The organism is Paenibacillus timonensis (assembly GCF_022427145.1).
In the GTDB taxonomy this organism is placed as follows: domain Bacteria; phylum Bacillota; class Bacilli; order Paenibacillales; family Paenibacillaceae; genus Fontibacillus; species Fontibacillus timonensis.
The window spans coordinates 41,096-61,877 of record NZ_JAKSXN010000033.1; the positions used below are offsets into that span (position 1 = coordinate 41,096).

A 20,782-nucleotide genomic window follows, 5' to 3' on the forward strand; every position below is an offset into this window, starting at 1 on the left:
TTGGGAGCTGCCGCCGATGAATTTACGCATCAAGCTGTTTACCGCTTTTTTGAGTTTGGTCATTATTCCTTTGTTTGTGCTTGGCATTATTACGTTTCTGGTCACGTTTAACTCGATCGAGAAGAAATACAGCCAGCAGGCGGAATATTCGCTGAAGGCGATCGGCTACAGCATCAAGAACGTCTTCCAGGAAATGGACAACGTCACGGATAACGGCATCGCCAAAGGGGTATTCCAAGCCGCTTTATCGGCCAAGGACCCGGACGCCCAGGATTTGACGGCCACCACCCAACTGGAGCTGAACGCCAATCAGCGAAATTTCCGTTCCTTGCTATACAGTCACCCGGCCATCGACTACGCTTTTTTGTACAACATTCACGGAGGCCGGAAATCCAATGTCATCGCCATTTTCAATAAGGAAAATTTTGAGACGCTGCCCTACGAGAAATTCAAGGAGCATCCTTTATATAACGAAGTGATGGCCCTCAACGGCCAACCCAAATGGATCGCTCCGCACGAATATCCGGAATTGACCGGATCGGACAACGTGTTTACGCAAATCCGCCTGATTAAGGAGCTTAGCAATCTGGAGCGGGTCGGCGTACTGGTCGTGCAGATCAAGAACTGGGAGTTCGAGAAGATTTTCCAGAACTTGAAGCTGGGCAGCGAGATGCGGGATACCCGGTTCATGCTGGTCAACGACAAGGGCCTGATTTTGTATGATTATCAATCCGAGTTGGACGGTCAGCAAATCGGGGCATACCTGCCGAAGGACTGGGAGCTGGGCGAGGGGTACCGGAGCTTTAAAGGCAAATTTAACGAGAAAGAGAGCGTCATCTCGATTTACAAATTGCAGGATTACCCGTGGAGTCTCGTATCGGTCACCTCGTGGAGTTATTTGTCGCAGGAGGTCACGACTTTTGCGAAATGGTTTGTCGCGATTATCTGCGTATGCGTATTGACGGCGATGTTGTTTAACTTGCTCTTTATGAACCGGATTACGGGAACGATCGGCGTGATCGTGAGATTCATGCGCAAGGTCGAGAGCGGCGACCTGAACGCGCGCGTGGACGAGAAAGGCGATGACGAGCTGCTCCTGCTGCAAAAGGGCTTCAACAATCAGATGGATAAAATCAATGAGCTGTTCGAGCAAGTCAAACGGGAACAGTTGCAGAAGGCCAACGCCGAGCTGCGCGTTCTTCAGGCCCAGATTAAGCCGCATTTCCTGTTTAATACGCTGGAATCGATCAACGTGCTGGCCGTTCAGAACGAAGGGCGCAAGGTCAGCGAAATGGTGCTTCGTCTGGCCAGCATTTTGCGGATCAGCATCCAAGATAAAGAAGAAATCAAGCTGAGCTTGGAAATCGAGCATCTGCGCAGTTATTTGGAAATTCAAAAATTCCGGTTCGATGAGCTGTTCGAATACGCGATCGAGATTCCGGACGAAATGATGGGTTGCCTGCTGCTGAAATTGACGCTGCAGCCGCTGGTGGAGAACAGCATCCAGCACGGGTTTGAGGGGATCGATTATAAAGGCAGGATCACGGTCACGGGGAGAATGGAACAAGACCGCATCCTGCTAAGGATTGAAGATAACGGAATTGGGATGACGAACGAGCAACTGGCGAGTATCCAATACGCGGATTTGGACGATCCGGCATACCGTTCCTTGGCGCCGTACCCGAATCATGAACGCCGGGGCCTGGGACTCCGCAGCGTTTATGACCGGTTGAGGTTCCAATACGGGACCCGGTATGGGTTGTTCATTTGTTCGCAGCCCGGGCACGGGACGACGATTCAGTGCGTGATACCAAGATATGGGGCGGGTGATAACGTATGAGATTAAAAGCGTTGCTGGTTGACGATGAAATTCATATTCTCACGAACTTGTCGAAGGTATTGCCTTGGGAAGAAATGGGATTCGAAAACGTCTTGTTGGCCAAGAACGGCAAGGAAGCGTTAGAGATGGCCTCCATGCATCGTCCCGACTTGATCTTAAGCGATATCCGCATGCCGGTGATGGACGGCATCCAATTGCTGCGGGAAGTCCGGGAACGGGAGATTCCCTGCGAAATCTTGCTGTTGACCGGGTATCAGGAATTTGAGTATGCTCGAACTGCAATCCGCTTTGGAGTAAAGGATTACATTTGCAAGCCGATCAATTATTTCGAGTTGGAGGAGACGGTTCGCGGCGTCACCAAACAAATCCGCGAGAAGCGCAAAAACCTGAACAAGGAGCAACGGCTGAATCAGGTGGTCGACCTGGCCAATGAAAACTTTTTATTGCATTCCTTGCTTGGTCAGGAGGCAGAGGGAGAAGGGCTGTTATGGGACGACGAGGACGGCAGTCCGGAGCATCGTCGTTACGCCATGCTTCTCTTGGATTTGGAAGGATATTCGCATCGTTCGATCATTTGGACGCTGCATGAACGGAAAGCTTGGAACCTCCACATTAAGCATGCACTAAAAGACGTATTCGGCAAGGTGCTGTCCGGCTTGACTGTGCTGCAGATTCGCGAGGGCGAATGGTGTCTGGTGTTCCCATCCTCCGAAACGGATCGGCTGGCCGGCGAAGAGGCGCTGATGCCGGGATTCGAACGTATCCGGCAGTTGATCCGCAGCAAGGAGGAACTGCCGGTACGCATGTGCATGACCGCACAGCCCCATTGTTTGCAGGAATTATCGGATTTGTACCATCGTTTGCAACATCGGTTGATTCTAGGTTCGGTACCAGAAGGGTTCGTCATCGCCGACGCTACTCCGACGGACGATTCCCGCCCGGGGAGCGACGCCGTGGAGCTGCAATGGGGCTGGATCGAACAGTTAGGAACTGGATTGCGCAACGGAAGCCAAGAGGTCTTGGACCGCATCGCCGGGGAATTGAAATCGTACATCGGCTGCTTGGATGAACAGCGGGCCGGTGCGGCGGAGAAATTGATGCATTACCTATTCATCCATCTGCTGCGCGAGATGCGCGAGTTGCAAATGCTGCCGCGGGAACAGGAAGAGGCGTTATGGCAGCGGCTGCGAGAGCCCATGAGCCTGAAGGAGCTGCTGTCGCTGATCGTCTCGCTGATCGAACAATCGCGCAGTTGCCTCTCGGCGAAGAAGTCCACGGAGCTGTTGATGATGTCCGCGCAAAATTATATCCAGAACCATCTTGGCCATGATTTCGGGATCGAGGATATCGCCGACTATCTCGGCATCAGCAGCAGTTACTTCTGCCTGCTCTTCAAAAACCATTTTGGCGAAACGTTCGTGGAGTATTTAACGAAACAGCGGATGGAGATGGCCAAATGCCTGCTGCGCAGCAGCGAACGATCGATCGCGCAGATCGGGACCTCCATCGGTTATCAGGAACGGCGTTATTTCACCAAGGTCTTTCAGAAGTATACCGGCATGACGCCGTCGGATTTCCGGCAGAAGGAGTCAAACGTATCTTAGAACTGATTGAAGTACGATTTACGCTTTTACGAAGAGGGGGACGGCTCGTGGATTTGAAGGCATGGACGTTGGAGGAGAAGATCGGGCAGCTGTTTATTTGCGGTTTTCATAGCTTGGTGCCGGACGAACAGATTCGGACGTTGGTGGAGCGTTATCATGTAGGCGGCGTAGTCTATTTCCGGCGCAATATCGCCTCGGTGGAGCAGCTCGCCGAATTATCGCGGAGTTTGCAAGGGTTGCCTCGCAGCAAGCCGGAGCTTCCGCTATTCGTTTCGATCGATCAGGAGGGCGGCATGGTGGCTCGGCTGGATCATGAAGGGATGAGCCGCATTCCCGGCAATATGGCGCTTGGGGCGGCAGACGATCCGGCGTTGACGGAGGAAGTGGCCAGGCTGGCGGCGAAGGAGATGCTGCAGTTAGGCATCAACTTCAACTTTGCGCCATGCGTCGACGTCAACAACAATCCGGCGAATCCCGTGATCGGCGTGCGTTCGTTCGGGGAACGTCCGGAACGGGTGGCCGTGCAGGGGGCCGCGGCGGTACGCGGCTACCAAAGCCAAGGCGTGATCGCGACGGCCAAGCATTTTCCCGGCCACGGGGATACGGCGGTGGACTCCCATCGCGGCTTGGCGAGCGTCCCGCACGGGAAGGAACGGCTGCACCAGGTCGAGCTGGCGCCGTTCCGCGAAGCGATTGCGGCAGGCGTCGATGCGATTATGACGGCGCATGTGATCTTCCCGGCGTTCGAGCCGGAAGGGATCCCAGCGACGTTATCACGTCGCGTGCTGACTGGCTTGCTACGCGAAGAGTTGGGCTTCGGCGGGCTGATCGTCACCGATTGCCTGGAGATGCAGGCCATTGCGGGGCACTACGGCATCGCCGAAGGGGCGGTGCAGGCGATCGAAGCCGGCGCGGACCTGGTGCTCGTGAGCCATACGCTGGCCGACCAACGCGCGGCGATCGAGCGGGTGGCCGAAGCGGTGCGGAGCGGCCGGATCAGCGAAGCGCGGATCGACCGCTCGTTGGAGCGCATTCTGGCGCTCAAGGCGAAGCGGATCGGCAGCGCGTTGCAGGCGGTGACCGCCGCGACCGCGGCGGCTGGGCCGCTGACGCCGGAGGCGGAGAGCGGCGCGCTGTTGCGGCGGGCGGCGGAGCGCAGCGTGACGCTCGTGAAGGGCGCGGGCAGCCTGCCGCTCGAGAGCGAGCAGCCGGTGCTGGTCGTGTGGCCGGAGCTGCGGCACCGTACGGAAGTCGACGAGCCGGCAGTCCATCAGTATACGCTGGCGGAAGCCTTGCGGCCGCTTCATGGCCAGGTGGCTTCAGCGGTAATCGGCACCCAGCCAAGCGATGAGGAGATAACCACGGTGATGGAACGAAGCAAAGAGTTCGACCAGATCGTTGTGACGACCTACACGGCGGAAGGAGGCATCCCCGAAGGCCAGCAATCGTTGGTACGGCAGCTTCAGAAGCTCCCGGGCAAACGGCTGATCGTTGTGTCTACCCGCAACCCCTACGACTTGAACGCGTTTCCGGAGATCGAGACGTATCTCTGCTTGTATGAGAACCGTCCGTTTTCGTTGGATGCGGCGGCCAAGGTCCTGGTCGGCGAACTGGAGCCGCAGGGGGTCTTGCCCGTCAACTTGGATGCAGTTTAAACAGAAGATCTTTACGGCAACGCCCGGGAGTGATTTCCGGGCGTTTTTTGCGGGGATTTGTCAAAAAAATAAAGGAAAATGCGGCAGCATCCGACTGCATTTTCCAATTTATTGTTGTTCGTGTCAGCAACTTTTCGTTTTTACTTGCGTTTAATACATTGTGAGTAAAGAGGAGCTATACAAAATGGGAGAGTAAAGGGAGTTTAGGCATGAATTTAAAGAGATTGTTGATCACCACGATGTTGGCAGCATCGCAAATTGCCATGGTGCTTCCGGCCAGCGCGGAGGAGATGGGACAAGGAAACGGCGTAGATCCGTCGACCGTGACCCAGCAACCGGCGGATAACGGGACATTAACCAATCCAACCGATCCAGCGCAGCCGGGCGATACGTCCATGGATCCAGGAACGAACGATGGAACGGGGGGAACGGTTCCGGGAGAGAATCAGGAAGGAACGGAAACCGGTGATGAATCGGCACCGCCAACCAGCCCGGTAACGCCGCCGGCAGATCAAGGCGCGCAAAACCAAGGCAACTCCGGCCAATTGATCTTGATGGTGAACAGCAAGAAAATGTACCAGAACGGGAAAGAATACCTTGCCGGTTATCCGATGGAAGTGAAGGACGGCGTATCTTACATATCGATCCGGGCGATCGTGGAACGTGCAGGATTCCAGCTGTCTTTTGACAATAAAACCAAGGAAACGATCATCAAGCGGGGCAGCGACGAGCTTCGGTTCAAGGTGAATACGACCTACTACAAGGTCAACGGCGTGACGCAAACCATGCGGGGGAAATCCTATTCCGTCAAAAACAACTTCATGGTCCCGTTGACGGCGATCACGAAGGCCTTAAATATCACGTATTCCTATGATTCGGTAGGCAAACGGGTCATCGTCAATTTGACCACGCTGCCGACGGCATCTTTTACGATCGGCAACAAGGAAGTGGTCGCGGGCGAAACGCAGGTTCAGTATGTAACCAGTGCTTCCTCGCCAATTGGACTTCCCATCGTGAACGAGGAATGGATCGGGCGCCAGGATATGTTCATGACGCCGGGGGATTACACCGTTACCTACCGGGTTCAGGATTCCAGCGGCCAGTGGAGTAATCCGTATACGCTGACGATTCATGTCAGCAAGCCGCATACGCCGCCGGTGGCGAATTTTACGACGGACAAAGACACCTATAAAATGGGTGAAATGATCACTTACACCGACCTCAGTACGGACGAAGTGGGCATCACCGAGCGAATTTGGGAAAACAAGCAACTCGCGTTCTTTACGCCGGGGCAAATGACGATCCGCCTGAAGGTCGTCAATAAATTCGGTTTGTATTCGACCGTGGAGAAGACGATTACGATCACGAACGAAACTCTGTACACGCAGGATGAATTCAATAAGCTGTTCATGCCGGTCGGTGAAAAATATACGTTCGACGGCACGCAAGTCCCGAGCTGGGAACGGCTCAAATACGCATTCACTTCCGAAGCGGTGACGTTGATCCGCAGCAATAGCCCGGAAACGGTCTATTCCAAAGGGATCGTGTATAAGGAAGCGGCGATCGGGAATACGCGCTTCATGATTCACCATGCCAATGCCACGGGGAAACCGGTCAAAATGTACGTGATCGCCACGAACAACAATGGCGAAACGACACGTCTGACGCAAAGCAACCTGGGCTTTGGCGGACCAAGCACTTATGCAACCGCGGCGGGGAAAGCTTCGGTGCAACGGTATTACGAATCGATGCAAACCGGCAGCAAATACAAGGATACGTGGTTTGCTCCGGGGGAAAGCAAGATCATTCTGAACGAGCTCAGCGCGACCGCGATGAAGCAAGGGGATGTCATTTCGTTGTTTGCGGACTTGTACAGCGATCATACGTTGAATTATACGGTTATTATGGTGGATCAGGATCCGTTTAACACTTTGCCTTATCTGAGTGCTTTAACACCTGATATTCATAACCGCGGCACCTACATGGAGGCCAACCGCAATATCGAAGTGACCGATCTGATCGGCAATACGCCGTCCCGGTTGCTGATCGGCGACAACTCCAGCGACCCGTTCCTGATCGGATACGACGGCCCGACAGGGGAATACCGCATGAATGCCGGCAACTTCGGCGTCTTGTACCGGATTAAGCTGTACCGCGTCGCGCCAAACACGCTTATCACATTTAACCCGCGCGGCGGGAACTATTCGGGATCCGTGATGGTCAACGGGGATATCGTTGGTTTGCCGAATGTCGGAGGAATCAGCGCGCCGAACGAGAACGCCGTGCTGTTCCGCACCGGCGAGCGCGAGCAAACCGTGGATCTGATTTTCACGGCTGCTCCGGGCAGTAACTTGTCCGTCAACCTGCTGTTCCAGCAGATGCCGGAGAAGAAAAGCGAATAAGAGGTAGGCAAAGGCACGGCGCTGAGGCGCCGTGCCTTTTTGATTAACTAGACACTTGTTGCCTCTAGGCCTTGCGTGTCTTGCGAATCCGAGCTCATTGACGGAGCTTTTGATTTGGGGCATTATTAGAGAAGACGCATGGAGGAAGGTTTAGACGGGAGGAATGTCACATGCTGTCGACCGAGGAAATTATTAAAGTGATGTCCAGCCGGGGGCTGCGGATTACCGACCAACGCAAAAGCTTGGCCAAGCTGTTCGCCCAGCGGGACGGTTATTTGACCCCGAAGGATGTCTATGAATATATGGGCAAGGAGTACAGCGGCCTTAGCTTTGATACCGTATACCGTAATCTCCGGGTCATGGAGGAGCTGGGCGTGCTGGAGCAGGTCGTATTTGAAGACGGCTTAAAGTTCAGAGCCAGCTGCAGCAGCGAAGGGCATCATCACCATCATATGATCTGCCTGCAATGTGAGAAGACGTATCCGATCCATTTCTGCCCGATGCCGCTGACGGACGCGCCGGAGCAGTTCCAGGTCGTGAAACATAAATTCGAGGTTTTCGGGTATTGTAAAAACTGCCGGCCGGACGGCAAGCCGCAGGATGCCGTGCCGGATACCAACGAGGTGTCCTAATATGGGCGTGGTTCGCAAAACATTCCAGGCGCCGATCCATGTCTATCGCAAGTTTATTTCACCTCTTAAGCCGCCGACCTGCCGATTCTATCCGACCTGTTCGGCTTACGCCTTGGAGGCGATCGAGGTGCATGGCCCGCTGAAAGGGTCGTGGCTGGCGGCCAAACGGATCGTCAAATGCCAACCGTTCCATCCGGGCGGATATGACCCGGTTCCGCCTAAGGCGGAGAAGAAACGCGGGGGCGAGCAAGGAACGCCGCCGCTGAACGGCGGACAAGCCTGAGCGCATCAGGGGAATAACCGCCTCCGATGCGGCTTGACACGGTTTGGAAATTTTTTTAATATAAAATGGAATGAAGCTACGGAAGGCCCGGTTGAATTCAAAATTCGACGCCGAGTTTACTTCTTGAACTGCTTCGTGATCGAAAGTTGATTTTTTGAACAACCTCTATAGTTTCCAGTGAACGGATGAGTACAGGGATAAGATCCAGCCACAGAGAGCCGGGGGAGCTGCAAACCGGTCTGGAGCGTCTTTGGAATATGGTCCGGGAGGAACCGTTTTCGAGCCAAGCGGCATACGTTTATCACGATGCGATGGTGAGGGAACGGCGTGCGGTCCGGCGTTAACGGACGGTCGGTTTCGACCAATGGAGCCTGTAGCCTGCGAAGGTACGGGGAATTTGGGTGGTAACGCGTGAGAACTCTCTCGCCCCATGATGGGGCGGGAGTTTTTTTGTTGTATTTGCAATTGGTGGAAAGATGATTTTTGGAGCAACTTCTAAAGGAGATGAAGAGGACCATGTCCAAACCAACGTTCTACATTACGACGCCGATCTATTATCCCAGCGATAAGCTGCATATCGGCCATGCCTACACGACGGTGGCCGGGGATGCCATGGCGCGCTACAAACGTCTGCGCGGTTTTGATGTCCGCTATTTGACGGGGACCGATGAGCACGGGCAGAAGATTGAGCAGAAAGCGAAGGAAAAAGGCCAAACCCCGCAGCAGTTCGTGGACGGCATCGTGGCGGGGATCAAGCAGTTGTGGGAGAAGCTGGACATTTCCTACGACGACTTTATCCGCACGACGGAACCGCGGCATAAGGTGGTTGTAGAAGAGATTTTCGACCGTTTGCTGAAGCAAGGCGACATATACAAAGGGGAATACGAAGGCTGGTACAGCATCCCTGACGAGACGTATTATACGGAATCGCAGCTGGTGGACGTAGTCCGCAACGACAAAGGCGAAGTGATCGGCGGGAAAAGCCCGGAGAGCGGCCATGCGGTGGAGTTGGTGAAGGAAGAGTGTTATTTCTTCCGGATGAGCCACTACGTGGATCGTTTGCTGAAGTATTATGAGGAGAACCCGGAGTTCATCCAGCCGGAGTCGCGCAAAAATGAAATGATCAACAATTTCATCAAGCCAGGCCTGGAAGATTTGGCCGTGTCCCGGACGACGTTCGACTGGGGCGTGAAGGTGAAAGGCGATCCGAAGCACGTCGTGTACGTATGGATCGATGCTTTGTCCAACTACATCACAGCGCTGGGTTACGGCATGGACCATCCGGAGCTGTATGAGCGCTATTGGCCGGCAGATGTACATCTGGTTGGTAAGGAGATCGTCCGCTTCCACACAATCTATTGGCCGATTATGCTGATGGCGTTGGGGCTGCCGCTGCCGAAGAAGGTGTTCGGTCACGGCTGGCTGTTGATGAAAGGCGGCAAAATGTCCAAATCGAAAGGCAACGTTGTGGATCCCAATATGCTGATCGACCGCTATGGGCTTGACGCTACCCGTTACTATTTGCTGCGTGAGGTGCCGTTCGGCTCGGACGGTTCGTTTACGCCGGAAAGCTTCGTGCAGCGGGTCAATTCCGATCTCGCCAATGACCTGGGCAACCTGTTGAACCGCACGGTGGCGATGGTTGAGAAGTATTTTGGCGGCGAAGTGCCGGCTTATCAGCCGAACGCCACGGCGTTTGACGCCGAGCTGGAGCAAGCGGCGTTGGACACGGTTCGCAAAGTGGAAGACGTGATGGAGAACATGGAATTCTCCGTGGCGCTGACCCATATCGGGGCGTTCATCAGCCGCACGAACAAGTACATCGACGAGACGCAGCCTTGGGTGCTGGCCAAAGACGAAGCGAAGAAAAGTGAGCTCGCTTCGGTGATGGCGCATTTGGCCGAGTCGCTGCGGATCGCATCGATTCTGCTGCAGCCGTTCCTGACGCAGGCGCCGGTGAAGATTTGGGCGCAGCTCGGGATCGCTCCCGGGGAGCTCACGACCTGGGAGAGCACCAAGACGTTTGGCCGGATCCCGGCCGGAACGAAGCTCGTCAAAGGCGAGCCGATTTTCCCGCGGCTCGACGCGGAGCAGGAAATCGAGTTCATTTCGAACTCGATGAGCGGAGGAGCACCGGCAGCTGATGCTGCAGCCCCGGCTGCGGCGTCAACGCCGGCACCGATGGCGGAACAGCCGGAGCCGAAGGACGAAATCGGCATCGATGATTTCGCCAAGGTGGAGCTGCGCGTGGCGCAGGTACTGGCTTGCGAGCCGGTACCGAAGGCCGACAAGCTGCTGAAGCTACAACTGGATCTTGGTTACGAGCAACGCCAGGTTGTATCCGGCATCGCCAAGTTTTACAAGCCGGAGGAGCTGGTCGGACGCAAGGTCATTTGCGTCACCAACCTGAAGCCGGTGAAGCTGCGTGGCGAGTTGTCGCAAGGGATGATCCTGGCCGCCTCGCAAGGCGACCAGTTGACGCTGGCGACGGTGCCGGATACGATGCCGAACGGCGCTATCGTGAAATAAGCGATTGATCAGAATACACGTCGCGGCTCAGATGCCGTCTGCACCTACCGTCAGGGGACTCTCCCTTGGCGGTTTTGTTTGTTGAACCGAAATATAGGAAGAATAATAGAGGTTGACAATCGTTCTAGAAAGGCCCTATAATCCTTGTTGGTAATCATTACGATTAAGAGAGGGAGTTATTGATGTTTATACATAGATTCAAGCGGGGTCTTGTCATCGCGGCGGGAGTACTTACCGTTATGTTGGTTTTATCGGGTTGCGGAAAGAATACGGGCGGCGCAACGATCGTGGAAGGCAAGGTGAACGTCATCACCAGCTTTTATCCGATTTATGAATTCGCCAAGGCGATCGGCGGCGAAGAAGCGAACGTCATCAATCTGCTGCCGACAGGCGTCGAGCCGCATGATTGGACGCCGCGCAGCCAGGATATTCTGAATGCATCCAAAGCTCAGTTGTTTTTGTATAACGGCGCGGGGCTGGAGGGGTGGGTCCCGAACTTTCTGAAAGGCTTGGGCGGCGATGCCAAAGTCGAAACCGTGGAGGTTAGCCAGGGCATCGATTTGATCGAAGCGGAAGGCGACGACGGTCATGGGCATGGCGAAGAGACGGAGACGAATGGGGATCATGAAGGGGAGACGGCCGATCATCACGTCGATCCGCACACCTGGGTAAGCCCGAAATCCGCGATCGTGATGGCCGAGAACATCAAGAACAGCTATATCGATGTAGATCCGAAACACCAGGCGGCCTATGAAGCCCGGTATCAGCAGCTGCTAGGCCAACTGCAGGCGCTGGACGCCAAGTTTACCGAACAATTATCCGCGCTTCCGAACCAAGAGATCGTCGTGTCCCATCAGGCCTTTGGTTATCTGTGCCGGGATTATGGGTTAACCCAACATGCGATCATGGGCCTTTCGCCGGAAGCCGAGCCGCGGGCCCAGGATCTGGTGGCGTTGTCGAAGCTGGTGAAGGAAGAAGGGATCCGTTATATTTTCTTCGAAGAGCTCGTATCGGATAAACTAGCTAAAACGCTAGCTTCCGAGGCCGGGGTGGAGACGCTGGTGCTGAATCCGGTGGAAGGTTTGACGAAAAGCCAAGAGCAAGCCGGGGACAATTACTTTACGTTGATGGAGAAAAATTTGCAAAATCTGATCCAAGCTCTACAATAAAAAGAAAACTATATGTACCGGAAGGACGCAAAATAAATGAATACCGACGCAAAACCGGCACTGGATGCCGTTTGTCATGATAGTGTAATCGAGCTCGACCACGTCTCCTTCTCGTACCAGGAGCAGAAAGTCATCTCCGACTTCAGCTTTAGGGTGCGCGAGCGGGATTTCGTCGGAGTGATCGGTTCCAATGGCGCGGGGAAAACGACGCTGCTGCGGATGATGGTAGGTTTGCTGCAGCCAACGGAGGGACAAATCCGCTTGTTCGGCGAGCCGATCCGGCGCTTCCGCGATTGGGAGCGGATCGGCTACGTGCCGCAGAAGAACGCGTTTAACCCGCTGTTTCCGGCTACGGTTCGCGAAGTCGTGTTGTCCGGCCTTTATAACAACAAGAAGCTGTTCCGCCGCATCGGCCGCGAGGAACAGCGCAAATGCGACGATGCGCTGGAAGTGATGCGGATCAGCGAAATCCAGGATAAACGAATCGGCCAGCTTTCAGGCGGTCAGCAGCAGCGGGTATTTTTGGCACGCGCGCTCGTGAACAAACCCGATCTGCTCGTTTTGGACGAACCGACGGTGGGGATCGACGCCCAGACGCAAGCCGACTTCTTTGAACTCATCTTTCATATGCATGCCCACCATCATATGACATTTCTGATGGTCTCCCATGATATCGGCATGATTGAAGGGAAGCTGGGCCAGGAACCTCGCGAGCATTGCGGGGCGATCAAATTTTACGTGCGCCACTCGCACGAGCAGGACTGCGCGATCCCGGATCTGCAGCATTCGTTGGTTTAGCCTGCGCTTTCGAAGCCGTTTTGCTTCGCAAAACTTTTAGGAGTGGTTTATTTTGGAGATATTATCCGCTGATTTTTTTCAAAGAGCGCTGGCTGGAGGTCTGCTAATCGGGCTCACGGCACCGCTGATCGGGATCTTTCTGGTGCTGCGCCGCTTATCGATGATCGGAGATACCTTGGCGCATGTTACTATCGCCGGGGTGGCCTTAGGTTTTTTGATCGGCGTATATCCCGTTGGCGTCGGATTGGCTTTTGCCGTCGTCGCCTCGTTTGCGATTGAGAAGCTGCGCAAAGCATATAAAGGCTACGCCGAGCTGTCGATTGCCATCATCATGTCCGGCGGCGTTGCATTAGCATCCCTGTTCTTCACGTTGGGGATGGGTTACAATACGGATGTGGTCAGCTATCTGTTCGGCAGCATCTATACGCTGGATACGACGGATTTGTACGTGGCGTTTGGCGTCACCTTGGTGGTGGTTATCGTCGTGGCCGCCTTTTTCAAGGAGTTCTTCCTGCTGACCTTTGAGGAGGATGCCGCTTCAGTGAGCGGCCTTCCGGTCAAGCTGCTGAACTTGCTGCTGACGGTCATGACGGCGCTGGTAATCAGTACGGCCATCAAAATCGTCGGCGCTTTGCTGGTCTCGGCCCTGCTGACGATTCCGGCCGCCTGCAGCCTGCTGATCGCCCGAAGCTTTAAATCCTCCGTTATCTTTTCCGTCATCATTGCCGAAATCGCGGTTGTGGCGGGACTGATCGTGGCGGGCATCTGGAATCTGGCGCCAGGCGCCACGATCGTACTGCTGCTGATCTGCATGCTGATACTAACTTTGCTGGGCAAACGGGGATTTTCCACCTAGCCCGCAAGGGTACATAGGGGGTTCTTATGGCCGATATCCATCTTGGGATCGCCTTTGGCGCGGGGGTTGCTTCCTTTATTTCACCCTGCTGCTTGCCGTTATATCCGTCTTATTTGTCGTATATCACCGGGATGTCCGTGCAGCAATTGAAGACGGAGCAAAGCAAACGCGACGTCCGGTTCCGGACGATGACGCATACGCTGGCGTTTATCCTCGGCTTCTCCGTGGTCTTCTACACGCTGGGCTTCGGCGCCGGTTTGTTCGGCGAATTTTTTAATCAATATCGCGGATTAATCCGGCAATTGTCCGCTATTTTGATCATTTTAATGGGCTTGTTTTTGATGGGAATTTTCCAGCCGCAGTTCTTGCTGAAGGAACGGAAAATGGACTTGAAGTTCAAACCGGCCGGTTATGTCGGTTCGTTTATCTTCGGCATCGGCTTCTCGGCGGGCTGGTCGCCTTGCGTCGGCCCGATCCTGGCGGCGATTATCGCATTGGCCGTGACGGAGCCGGGAACCTGGATCGGACTCATCACCGCCTATACGCTTGGATTCGCGTTGCCCTTTTTCGCGCTGGCCTTTTTTATCGGCTCGACCAAATGGATTCTCCGGTATTCCGCGATCATGATGAAAATCGGGGGTGCCTTGATGCTGCTGATGGGGGGGCTGCTGTTTACGAACCGCATGGCCCAAATCACGATTTGGCTGCAGCAAATCACGCCCGAATGGCTGAAGTTCTAGGAGGGGACACAAGGAAAGTGTGCCGCCTTGCACTTGCCAACGGACAATCAGAACATGTATCATTAACAGAGTAATGTTAACCTGCGTACATGTTTGTCCGCGTCAACTCATGGAAAAGAGGGAATCGATAGATGCCAACGCCCAGTATGGAGGACTATTTGGAGCGTATTTACAAACTGATCGACGAGAAAGGATACGCGCGTGTGTCCGATATCGCGGAAGGTTTGGAGGTTCATCCTTCCTCCGTCACGAAAATGATTCAAAAATTGGACAAGGATGAATATCTGATTTACGAGAAATACCGGGGCCTTGTCCTGACCAACAAAGGGAAAAAAATCGGCAAACGGCTCGTGGACCGGCATCAGCTGCTGGAGGAGTTCCTCGGCATGATCGGCGTCGATCACGAGAACATTTATAAAGACGTCGAAGGCATTGAGCATCATTTAAGTTGGGATTCCATCACACGTATCGCAACGCTGGTGGAATATTTCAAACGCGATAGCTCCCGGATCCAGGATCTGGAGAATGTCCACCAAGAACTAATCAGCGAATCTTAGAAGAAGCATCTGTCTTAGGATAAGGCAGATGCTTTTTTCTTTTTTGCCCTCGGAAGCGCAACTCTTGGCCTTCGCCGGACGTTAAAGAAAGTAGCGCGGTTTGTCCGTACATAACGATGATGTGGAGGATTCTGATGAAATTTCGCAAATGGTTTATTCCTTTCCTAGTGTTGCTCTTCCTATGGCCTTATTCCGGGAATACGCCGGCGGCCGCTGCCGCAACCGACATTCGGATCATTCTCGACGGAGAAGCGTTATCCACCGATGCTTCGCCATACATTAAACCCGGGGTGAACGTCACCATGGTACCGCTCCGGGTGATCAGCGAAAACCTGGGGGCCCAGGTTGCCTGGTCCCAAGCCGATAAAACGGCGACGATTCAGAAAGACGGCAGCACCCTCGTATTGACGTTAGGTTCGCCCGCGGTTCAAGTGGGTGGGAGCACCGTCAATCTTGAAGCTTCGGTGGAAATCAGTTCCGGCCGGACGATGGTGCCGCTCCGCTTTGTCAGCGAGCAGCTCGGAATCACCGTCGATTGGAACGGGAAGAACCGTACCATTACGCTGACAAGCGGTTCCGTTGAGGCTCCTTCGGATCCCGGTTCAGGCGGTGAAGTTCCGCAAGGCGAGTTGCCTCAGCCTCCGGCAGCGGGGGGGACGGCTAGCGGGCTGCGCGGCGTTTGGGTATCCACCGTTTCCAACCTCGATTGGCCAAGCAAAAGCTCGTATGGTAAGGTGGAAGCTCAAAAAGCCGAATACGTGCAGCTGCTGGATGAAGTGCAAGCGATGGGCATGAACGCGGTGTTCGTTCAGGTACGCCCGTCTGCGGACGCGATCTATCCGTCCTCGTTGGTGCCGTGGACCTCTTATTTGACGGGAACCGCCGGTAAGGATCCCGGATACGATCCGCTGCAGTTCCTGATCGAGGAGACGCACCGCCGCGGCATGGAATTCCACGCCTGGTTTAACCCGTTTCGTGCCAGCACGGGCGGCGACGCCAGCAAACTACCGGCCAATCATGTCGCGAACCAACATCCGGAATGGATCGTGAAGTTCGATGGCAAGCTGTACATCAATCCGGGAATTCCGGAAGCCCGCGATCACGTGATCCGCGCGATCATGGAAGTCGTAAACGGATACGATATCGACGGCGTTCATTTGGACGATTATTTCTATCCGACCGGGGAATCGGCAGCGAAGCCATTTGCGGATGACGCCGCGTTTAAAGCTTATAACGCCAACAAGATCGCAAACAAAGGCGATTGGCGGCGAGACAACATCAATCAATTCGTGCAGAAGCTGGGCCAAGGCGTCGCACAGGCCAAACCTAACTTGTCTTTTGGCATCAGCCCGTACGGAGTATGGCGGAACAAATCAAATGATTTGACCGGTTCCGATACGAAAGCGAGCGTTACGGCTTACGATAGCACCTACGCCGACGTTCGCACCTGGATCAAAAACGAATGGATCGATTACGTGGCTCCGCAAATCTATTGGAGCTTGTCGCGGAAAGAGGTTCGCTACGACCTGTTGGTCGATTGGTGGGCCGGAGAGGTTAGAGGGACCAACGTGAAACTTTACATCGGCCATGCCCCCTATAAGCTGGGTACGCCGGAAATCGGCTGGTCCAGCGCACAGGAAATCATCGATCAGCTGGAATATAATCGGCAAGTTCCCGAGATCGGCGGCAGCATTTTCTTTAGCGCCAAGGATTTGCGCAAGAACCCGCTTGGTTTGATCCCGCTGCTGCAGTCTTATTACGGAATGTAAACAAACGAAAGGCATACGTACAGCCCCTCCCGACATACATAAGCAGTAGACTGAATGTGGTTGGGGGGAAGGCGCCTGATGCTGATGAACGGGGTGTTTGAGGGCGGCGGGGTTAAAGGAATTTCGTTGGCCGGCGCAGTCAGGGCGGCCGAGAAATACGGAGCGCGGTTTCATCGCGTCGCCGGAACCTCTTCCGGCTCGATCATCGCTTCCATGATCGCTGCAGGTTATACCGCGGACGAAATGAGAGAACTTATATTGACCACGTCATTCTCGAAATTTCTGAAGAGAGCACCGATTTTTAATCTGGCGCTGATCGGACCGGCTCTTCGGGTACTTCTCAAAAAAGGCTTGTATGCAGGCGAGGCGCTGGAGGAGTGGATCCGCCAGATTCTGCTGGCGAAAGGCATTCGCACCTTCGGCGATCTGGCCCCGGGGAAGCTGACCATCATCGCCTCGGACATCACGAGCGGCAAAATCATGGTGCTACCGGATGATTTGGATAAGATCGGCATCAACCCGGCCACGTTCGAGGTAGCCCGAGCGGTTCGCATGAGCTGCAGCATCCCTTATTTCTTTGATCCGGTGCTTCTCAGGCTGCCGCCGAAGCTGGCCAAAGGCAAACCGTTCGCGGAGCAGTTTCTGCATATTGTCGATGGCGGTTTGCTCAGCAACTTTCCGCTATGGTTGTTTGACCGCGAAGAGCCGCGGCAAGGGGAGAAGCGTATTCCAACCGTTGGCTTTCAGATGGTGGGCAGATACACGAATAAGCCGCATGGCATTACCGGGCCGTTTTCGATGCTGCAGGCGATCGTAGAGACGATGTTGTCGGCGCATGACGAGCGGTACATCGAGCAATCCAACCGGTACCGCACGGTGAAGATCCCGACACTAGGCATCGGCACGACGCAATTCGATATCAGCGAGGAGGAAAGCCTGCTGTTGTTCGAATCGGGATTTCTGGCGGGGGACCGGTTCTTCGGCAGTTGGAACGTGCAGCTTTACGAGGATCAGTTCAAGAAGTATCAGCAAGCTTTTGCCGCGCTAAAATAAACCCAAAAGGACGGTACCGCATCATGCGGCGCCGTCCTTTTGCTATTTAATGATATTTAGGCAAATCGTCGTCGTTTTTGCCTTTTTGTCCTTCGATGACCTGAAACGGATACGCTTTGCGTTTCTCGTTCCGGACAGGCTTGCGTTCCGCGGCGACTTTGGCCATCGTGCGCGCCGAAGGTTTGATTTTCGGCTGAGCCTTTCGGTATTTCCGCGGCGGAAATTTATACAGCAGAAAGACGATGCCGATGACGGCGACCGGAACGAGGATGCTGCTCAAAGGGATGTGATGGCTGACAAAAAGACTGTCGATGATGCCGATGGCGACCAGAAGGACGATGACCCAGAACATGATGCCTTGTTTTTTCATGTACCTCATCCTTTCAAGGGATCCAAAGTCGAACCGACTGGCGTCTCGATGACGCCGACTTGCTCCAATTGGGCATCCAGCTCACGCATGCGGTTAAACGACGCGATGGATACTTCGACTTGATCATCGGAAGGTTCCTTTGTCGTTAACAGCTGCAGCCAAAGTCCCGGGTATCCAAGGAATCGCAGCACCGGAATGTCGCGAACCGCATTGGTGAACCGCAGCAATTCGAACGAGAGGCCGATGACGAGCGGGAGCAGCAGCACCCGGATATAGACGCGTTCCCAAATCGAATCCCAACTGAAGATAGGTAAAGAATAGATGATAACCCCGACAATGACCGTCAAAATGATAAAGCTGCTGCCGCAGCGGTAATGCAGGCGGCTGTATTTTTGCACATTGGCCGGGGTCAATTCTTCACCCGCTTCATACGCGGAGATGACTTTATGCTCTGCCCCGTGATATTGGAACAACCGTTTAATGACGGGCGTCTGGGACATGAGCCATAGGTACCCGAGCAACAGGATGATTTTAATGACACCTTCAATGAGCGAGTGCAGCGTTTGGTTAGCAAAAGCGTGTTGGAATAAGTATTGCTCCAAGAGTGCCGGAACTAATGTGAAAATCAGCTTGCCCACGATAAAGGACAAGACTCCGACCACGGCTACGCCCAGCAGCATCGTAAGGGAAAAGCCGGATTCCTCTTTTTCCTTCTGTTTGGCGCGTTCTTCCGGATCCATTTCGTCATCGGCCATCGCTTCTGCCGAATAGTTGAGGTGCTTGGAGCCTTTGGCGCTGGAGTCGACAATGCTGACGATTCCGCGAACCAGCGGAATTTTACGCAGCTTTTTGACCCATTGCTTATCTTCCTTAGGGACCTCCAAAAAGCTGATTTCCCCGGTCTTTCGGCGAACGGCGGTTACGTTGACATATTTTCCACCGAACATGACGCCTTCTATAACGGCTTGGCCGCCGTAAATCGTCGGTGCAGATTGTTCAGGCAAAACTTTCACCTTCCTACAATTGTTAAGTTTAGTGTGGCGTAAGCGGCGTGGTTCTAAAGATTTGTAATGATTCCATTGTAACGGACTTTGCGGGCAAATTCTAGTTGGTTTAGTCTTTTTGGAAATGCGCATACTAACCTTCAAAAAATGGAATGAAAATATTGCTATGGAAGGGATAGATGCGAATGAAAGCGAACAAGGAGAAATCAAGGGCGCGGGTTCAGCCTTGGCGTCAGCAGCGGCGGGAAAACACCAACATTTGGATATTCTCGCTGGAAATCGGATTGTTTGCCGGACTCATCTGGGGAGGCGTCAAAGGGGTGTTTTTCTATATGGGCTTTACCTCGGTGCTGCCCGGCTATCTGGTGGAGCCTTTTTTTAAAAATTCGTTCTTGCATAGTCAGGCCGGGTATTACGTCGGGTGGTTATCGTTTATCGTCTTCTCCATTCTGGCGACGATCCTCTATGTGCTGGCGTTCCGTAAACTCCGGGGCCCAGGCCCGGGCATCCTGTACGGCATCGCCTGGTGGGGCATTTTATTCGGGGTGCTTGGCCCGTTGCTCGACCTGATCCCTCCGTTGCGCCAGTTGTCGCGGACCACGATTATCAGCGAATTCTGCCTGTATTTGTTGTGGGGATTGTTCATTGGCTATACGACGGCAGAGGAATACACGGATGAACGTTCCCGCGAACCCAACAAAGCCCGCGAGCACGCGCTTCAATAATAGTCGAGCCGAAAAGTTATAGCTTCTCAAGCGACTCCCTCCTATGTTAAAATTATTTTTGGTTATTTTTCGGAAAGGGGGAGCCGCCATGTATCGCATCTTGGTGTTGAACGGACCGAACTTGAACATGCTTGGCGTGCGCGAGCCCGGAGTTTACGGATCCGAGAGTCTCGGTGACATCGAAGACAAGCTGAAGGAACTGGCTGCGCCGAACGGGCTGGAGCTTTCCTTCTTTCAGTCCAACCATGAGGGCGAGCTGATCGATCGAATTCATGCCGCCTACGGAAATACGGACGGGATTCTATTGAATCCGGGCGCGCTGACGCATTATAGCTATGCGTTGCGGGATGCATTAACCTCGGTAAGCATCCCCGTGGTCGAAATCCACTTGTCCAACATCCACGCCCGTGAGGCATTCCGTCATACCTCGGTCATCGCGCCGATTGCCGTCGGACAAATCTCCGGATTTGGTTCGTATGGCTATGAAATGGGATTGCTGGCGTTGAAGCGTCGTTTGGAGCGGGGATAAGCGGAAGATTCTTAACCAAGTGACCTCGGATTCGACCGGTTGGGTTGAGACGAATAACTGCAAAAGTGCAGGAATTTCGGGTGATTTTGAAGCTTTGGGCGAAAAAGATGCAATAATGCAGGAATTTTGGGTTGAATGAGCGTTATGCTCGCTTTCCGCGAATAAAAACTGTATTTTTGCAGGTATTCGCGAGAGGTTGCCTTTTTTCAAGAGAATAACTGTATTTTTGCAGGTATTCCTTGGATTAATGTGGCAGATTCGACGCCG

The 20,782-nt window shown here is 54.0% G+C and carries 18 protein-coding genes; 16 read left to right on the forward strand and 2 right to left on the reverse strand.

Features of this window, described 5'->3' with window-relative positions; genetic code table 11:
- Window positions 1-16 precede the first annotated feature (16 nt).
- The 14 genes from MJ257_RS14290 to MJ257_RS14360 all read left to right on the forward strand — a co-directional run bounded on the left by MJ257_RS14290 (window position 17) and on the right by MJ257_RS14360 (window position 17,887).
- Window positions 17-1,840 (forward strand): cache domain-containing sensor histidine kinase, encoded by a 1,824-nt coding sequence (locus MJ257_RS14290; protein WP_240269870.1) that lies wholly within the window; start codon window positions 17-19, stop codon window positions 1,838-1,840.
- Window positions 1,837-3,444, forward strand: coding sequence for a response regulator (locus MJ257_RS24815; protein WP_270406078.1), 1,608 nt, complete (start codon window positions 1,837-1,839; stop codon window positions 3,442-3,444). The genes MJ257_RS14290 and MJ257_RS24815 overlap by 4 nt, the downstream gene beginning before the upstream one ends.
- A 47-nt stretch (window positions 3,445-3,491) precedes the next feature.
- Window positions 3,492-5,099, forward strand: coding sequence for a beta-N-acetylhexosaminidase (gene nagZ / locus MJ257_RS14305; protein ID WP_240269871.1), 1,608 nt, complete (start codon window positions 3,492-3,494; stop codon window positions 5,097-5,099).
- Window positions 5,100-5,308: 209 nt separating this feature from the next.
- Window positions 5,309-7,501, forward strand: a complete 2,193-nt coding sequence (locus MJ257_RS14310; RefSeq protein ID WP_240269872.1) for a stalk domain-containing protein — start codon at window positions 5,309-5,311, stop codon at window positions 7,499-7,501.
- A gap of 170 nt (window positions 7,502-7,671) precedes the next feature.
- Window positions 7,672-8,133: a Fur family transcriptional regulator gene (locus MJ257_RS14315; RefSeq protein ID WP_240269873.1), complete on the forward strand. Its 462-nt coding sequence runs from the start codon at window positions 7,672-7,674 to the stop codon at window positions 8,131-8,133.
- Between the two features lies 1 nt (window position 8,134).
- Complete coding sequence (gene yidD / locus MJ257_RS14320) at window positions 8,135-8,416, forward strand: membrane protein insertion efficiency factor YidD (RefSeq protein WP_240269874.1); 282 nt, start codon at window positions 8,135-8,137, stop codon at window positions 8,414-8,416.
- Between the two features lie 504 nt (window positions 8,417-8,920).
- Complete coding sequence (metG, locus tag MJ257_RS14325) at window positions 8,921-10,945, forward strand: methionine--tRNA ligase (RefSeq protein WP_270407219.1); 2,025 nt, start codon at window positions 8,921-8,923, stop codon at window positions 10,943-10,945.
- Between the two features lie 182 nt (window positions 10,946-11,127).
- On the forward strand, window positions 11,128-12,114 hold the full coding sequence (locus tag MJ257_RS14330) for a metal ABC transporter solute-binding protein, Zn/Mn family (RefSeq protein WP_240269876.1): 987 nt from the start codon (window positions 11,128-11,130) through the stop codon (window positions 12,112-12,114).
- Window positions 12,115-12,150: 36 nt separating this feature from the next.
- Window positions 12,151-12,912, forward strand: a complete 762-nt coding sequence (locus MJ257_RS14335) for a metal ABC transporter ATP-binding protein (RefSeq protein WP_178022803.1) — start codon at window positions 12,151-12,153, stop codon at window positions 12,910-12,912.
- A gap of 52 nt (window positions 12,913-12,964) precedes the next feature.
- The gene (locus MJ257_RS14340; protein WP_240269877.1) at window positions 12,965-13,768 is read left to right on the forward strand and encodes a metal ABC transporter permease; all 804 of its coding nucleotides are present in this window, start codon (window positions 12,965-12,967) and stop codon (window positions 13,766-13,768) included.
- Between the two features lie 26 nt (window positions 13,769-13,794).
- On the forward strand, window positions 13,795-14,508 hold the full coding sequence (locus tag MJ257_RS14345; RefSeq protein WP_178022801.1) for a cytochrome c biogenesis CcdA family protein: 714 nt from the start codon (window positions 13,795-13,797) through the stop codon (window positions 14,506-14,508).
- Window positions 14,509-14,639: 131 nt separating this feature from the next.
- Window positions 14,640-15,065: a transcriptional regulator MntR gene (mntR, locus tag MJ257_RS14350; protein ID WP_178022800.1), complete on the forward strand. Its 426-nt coding sequence runs from the start codon at window positions 14,640-14,642 to the stop codon at window positions 15,063-15,065.
- A 134-nt stretch (window positions 15,066-15,199) separates the two neighbouring features.
- Window positions 15,200-16,834, forward strand: a complete 1,635-nt coding sequence (locus MJ257_RS14355; RefSeq protein ID WP_240269878.1) for a family 10 glycosylhydrolase — start codon at window positions 15,200-15,202, stop codon at window positions 16,832-16,834.
- A gap of 78 nt (window positions 16,835-16,912) precedes the next feature.
- Complete coding sequence (locus MJ257_RS14360; protein WP_240269879.1) at window positions 16,913-17,887, forward strand: patatin-like phospholipase family protein; 975 nt, start codon at window positions 16,913-16,915, stop codon at window positions 17,885-17,887.
- A 46-nt stretch (window positions 17,888-17,933) separates the two neighbouring features.
- On the opposite strand, the gene MJ257_RS14365 is transcribed toward MJ257_RS14360, so the two are convergent.
- On the reverse strand, window positions 17,934-18,257 hold the full coding sequence (locus tag MJ257_RS14365; RefSeq protein WP_178022797.1) for a hypothetical protein: 324 nt from the start codon (window positions 18,255-18,257) through the stop codon (window positions 17,934-17,936).
- 5 nt (window positions 18,258-18,262) lie between these two features.
- Window positions 18,263-19,261, reverse strand: a complete 999-nt coding sequence (locus tag MJ257_RS14370) for a DUF1385 domain-containing protein (protein WP_240269880.1) — start codon at window positions 19,259-19,261, stop codon at window positions 18,263-18,265.
- Between the two features lie 185 nt (window positions 19,262-19,446).
- On the opposite strand from MJ257_RS14370, the gene MJ257_RS14375 reads away from it, so the two are divergent.
- A complete protein-coding gene (locus tag MJ257_RS14375; protein WP_178022796.1) occupies window positions 19,447-19,986 on the forward strand; it encodes a YqhR family membrane protein in 540 nt (179 codons plus the stop codon).
- Between the two features lie 88 nt (window positions 19,987-20,074).
- The gene (gene aroQ, locus MJ257_RS14380) at window positions 20,075-20,515 is read left to right on the forward strand and encodes a type II 3-dehydroquinate dehydratase (protein WP_178022795.1); all 441 of its coding nucleotides are present in this window, start codon (window positions 20,075-20,077) and stop codon (window positions 20,513-20,515) included.
- The last annotated feature ends 267 nt before the right edge of the window (window positions 20,516-20,782 follow it).

Bases quoted from the DNA above. Each gene is read 5' to 3' on its own strand.
- MJ257_RS14330 (WP_240269876.1), top strand. From the start codon at position 11,128: ATGTTTATACATAGATTCAAGCGGGGTCTTGTCATCGCGGCGGGAGTA.
- MJ257_RS14360 (WP_240269879.1), top strand. From the start codon at position 16,913: ATGCTGATGAACGGGGTGTTTGAGGGCGGCGGGGTTAAAGGAATTTCG.
- MJ257_RS24815 (WP_270406078.1), top strand. From the start codon at position 1,837: ATGAGATTAAAAGCGTTGCTGGTTGACGATGAAATTCATATTCTCACG.
- MJ257_RS14345 (WP_178022801.1), top strand. From the start codon at position 13,795: ATGGCCGATATCCATCTTGGGATCGCCTTTGGCGCGGGGGTTGCTTCC.
- metG (WP_270407219.1), top strand. From the start codon at position 8,921: ATGAAGAGGACCATGTCCAAACCAACGTTCTACATTACGACGCCGATC.
- yidD (WP_240269874.1), top strand. From the start codon at position 8,135: ATGGGCGTGGTTCGCAAAACATTCCAGGCGCCGATCCATGTCTATCGC.
- MJ257_RS14310 (WP_240269872.1), top strand. From the start codon at position 5,309: ATGAATTTAAAGAGATTGTTGATCACCACGATGTTGGCAGCATCGCAA.
- MJ257_RS14375 (WP_178022796.1), top strand. From the start codon at position 19,447: ATGAAAGCGAACAAGGAGAAATCAAGGGCGCGGGTTCAGCCTTGGCGT.
- MJ257_RS14290 (WP_240269870.1), top strand. From the start codon at position 17: ATGAATTTACGCATCAAGCTGTTTACCGCTTTTTTGAGTTTGGTCATT.
- mntR (WP_178022800.1), top strand. From the start codon at position 14,640: ATGCCAACGCCCAGTATGGAGGACTATTTGGAGCGTATTTACAAACTG.
- MJ257_RS14315 (WP_240269873.1), top strand. From the start codon at position 7,672: ATGCTGTCGACCGAGGAAATTATTAAAGTGATGTCCAGCCGGGGGCTG.
- MJ257_RS14335 (WP_178022803.1), top strand. From the start codon at position 12,151: ATGAATACCGACGCAAAACCGGCACTGGATGCCGTTTGTCATGATAGT.
- aroQ (WP_178022795.1), top strand. From the start codon at position 20,075: ATGTATCGCATCTTGGTGTTGAACGGACCGAACTTGAACATGCTTGGC.
- MJ257_RS14355 (WP_240269878.1), top strand. From the start codon at position 15,200: ATGAAATTTCGCAAATGGTTTATTCCTTTCCTAGTGTTGCTCTTCCTA.
- MJ257_RS14365 (WP_178022797.1), bottom strand. From the start codon at position 18,257: ATGAAAAAACAAGGCATCATGTTCTGGGTCATCGTCCTTCTGGTCGCC.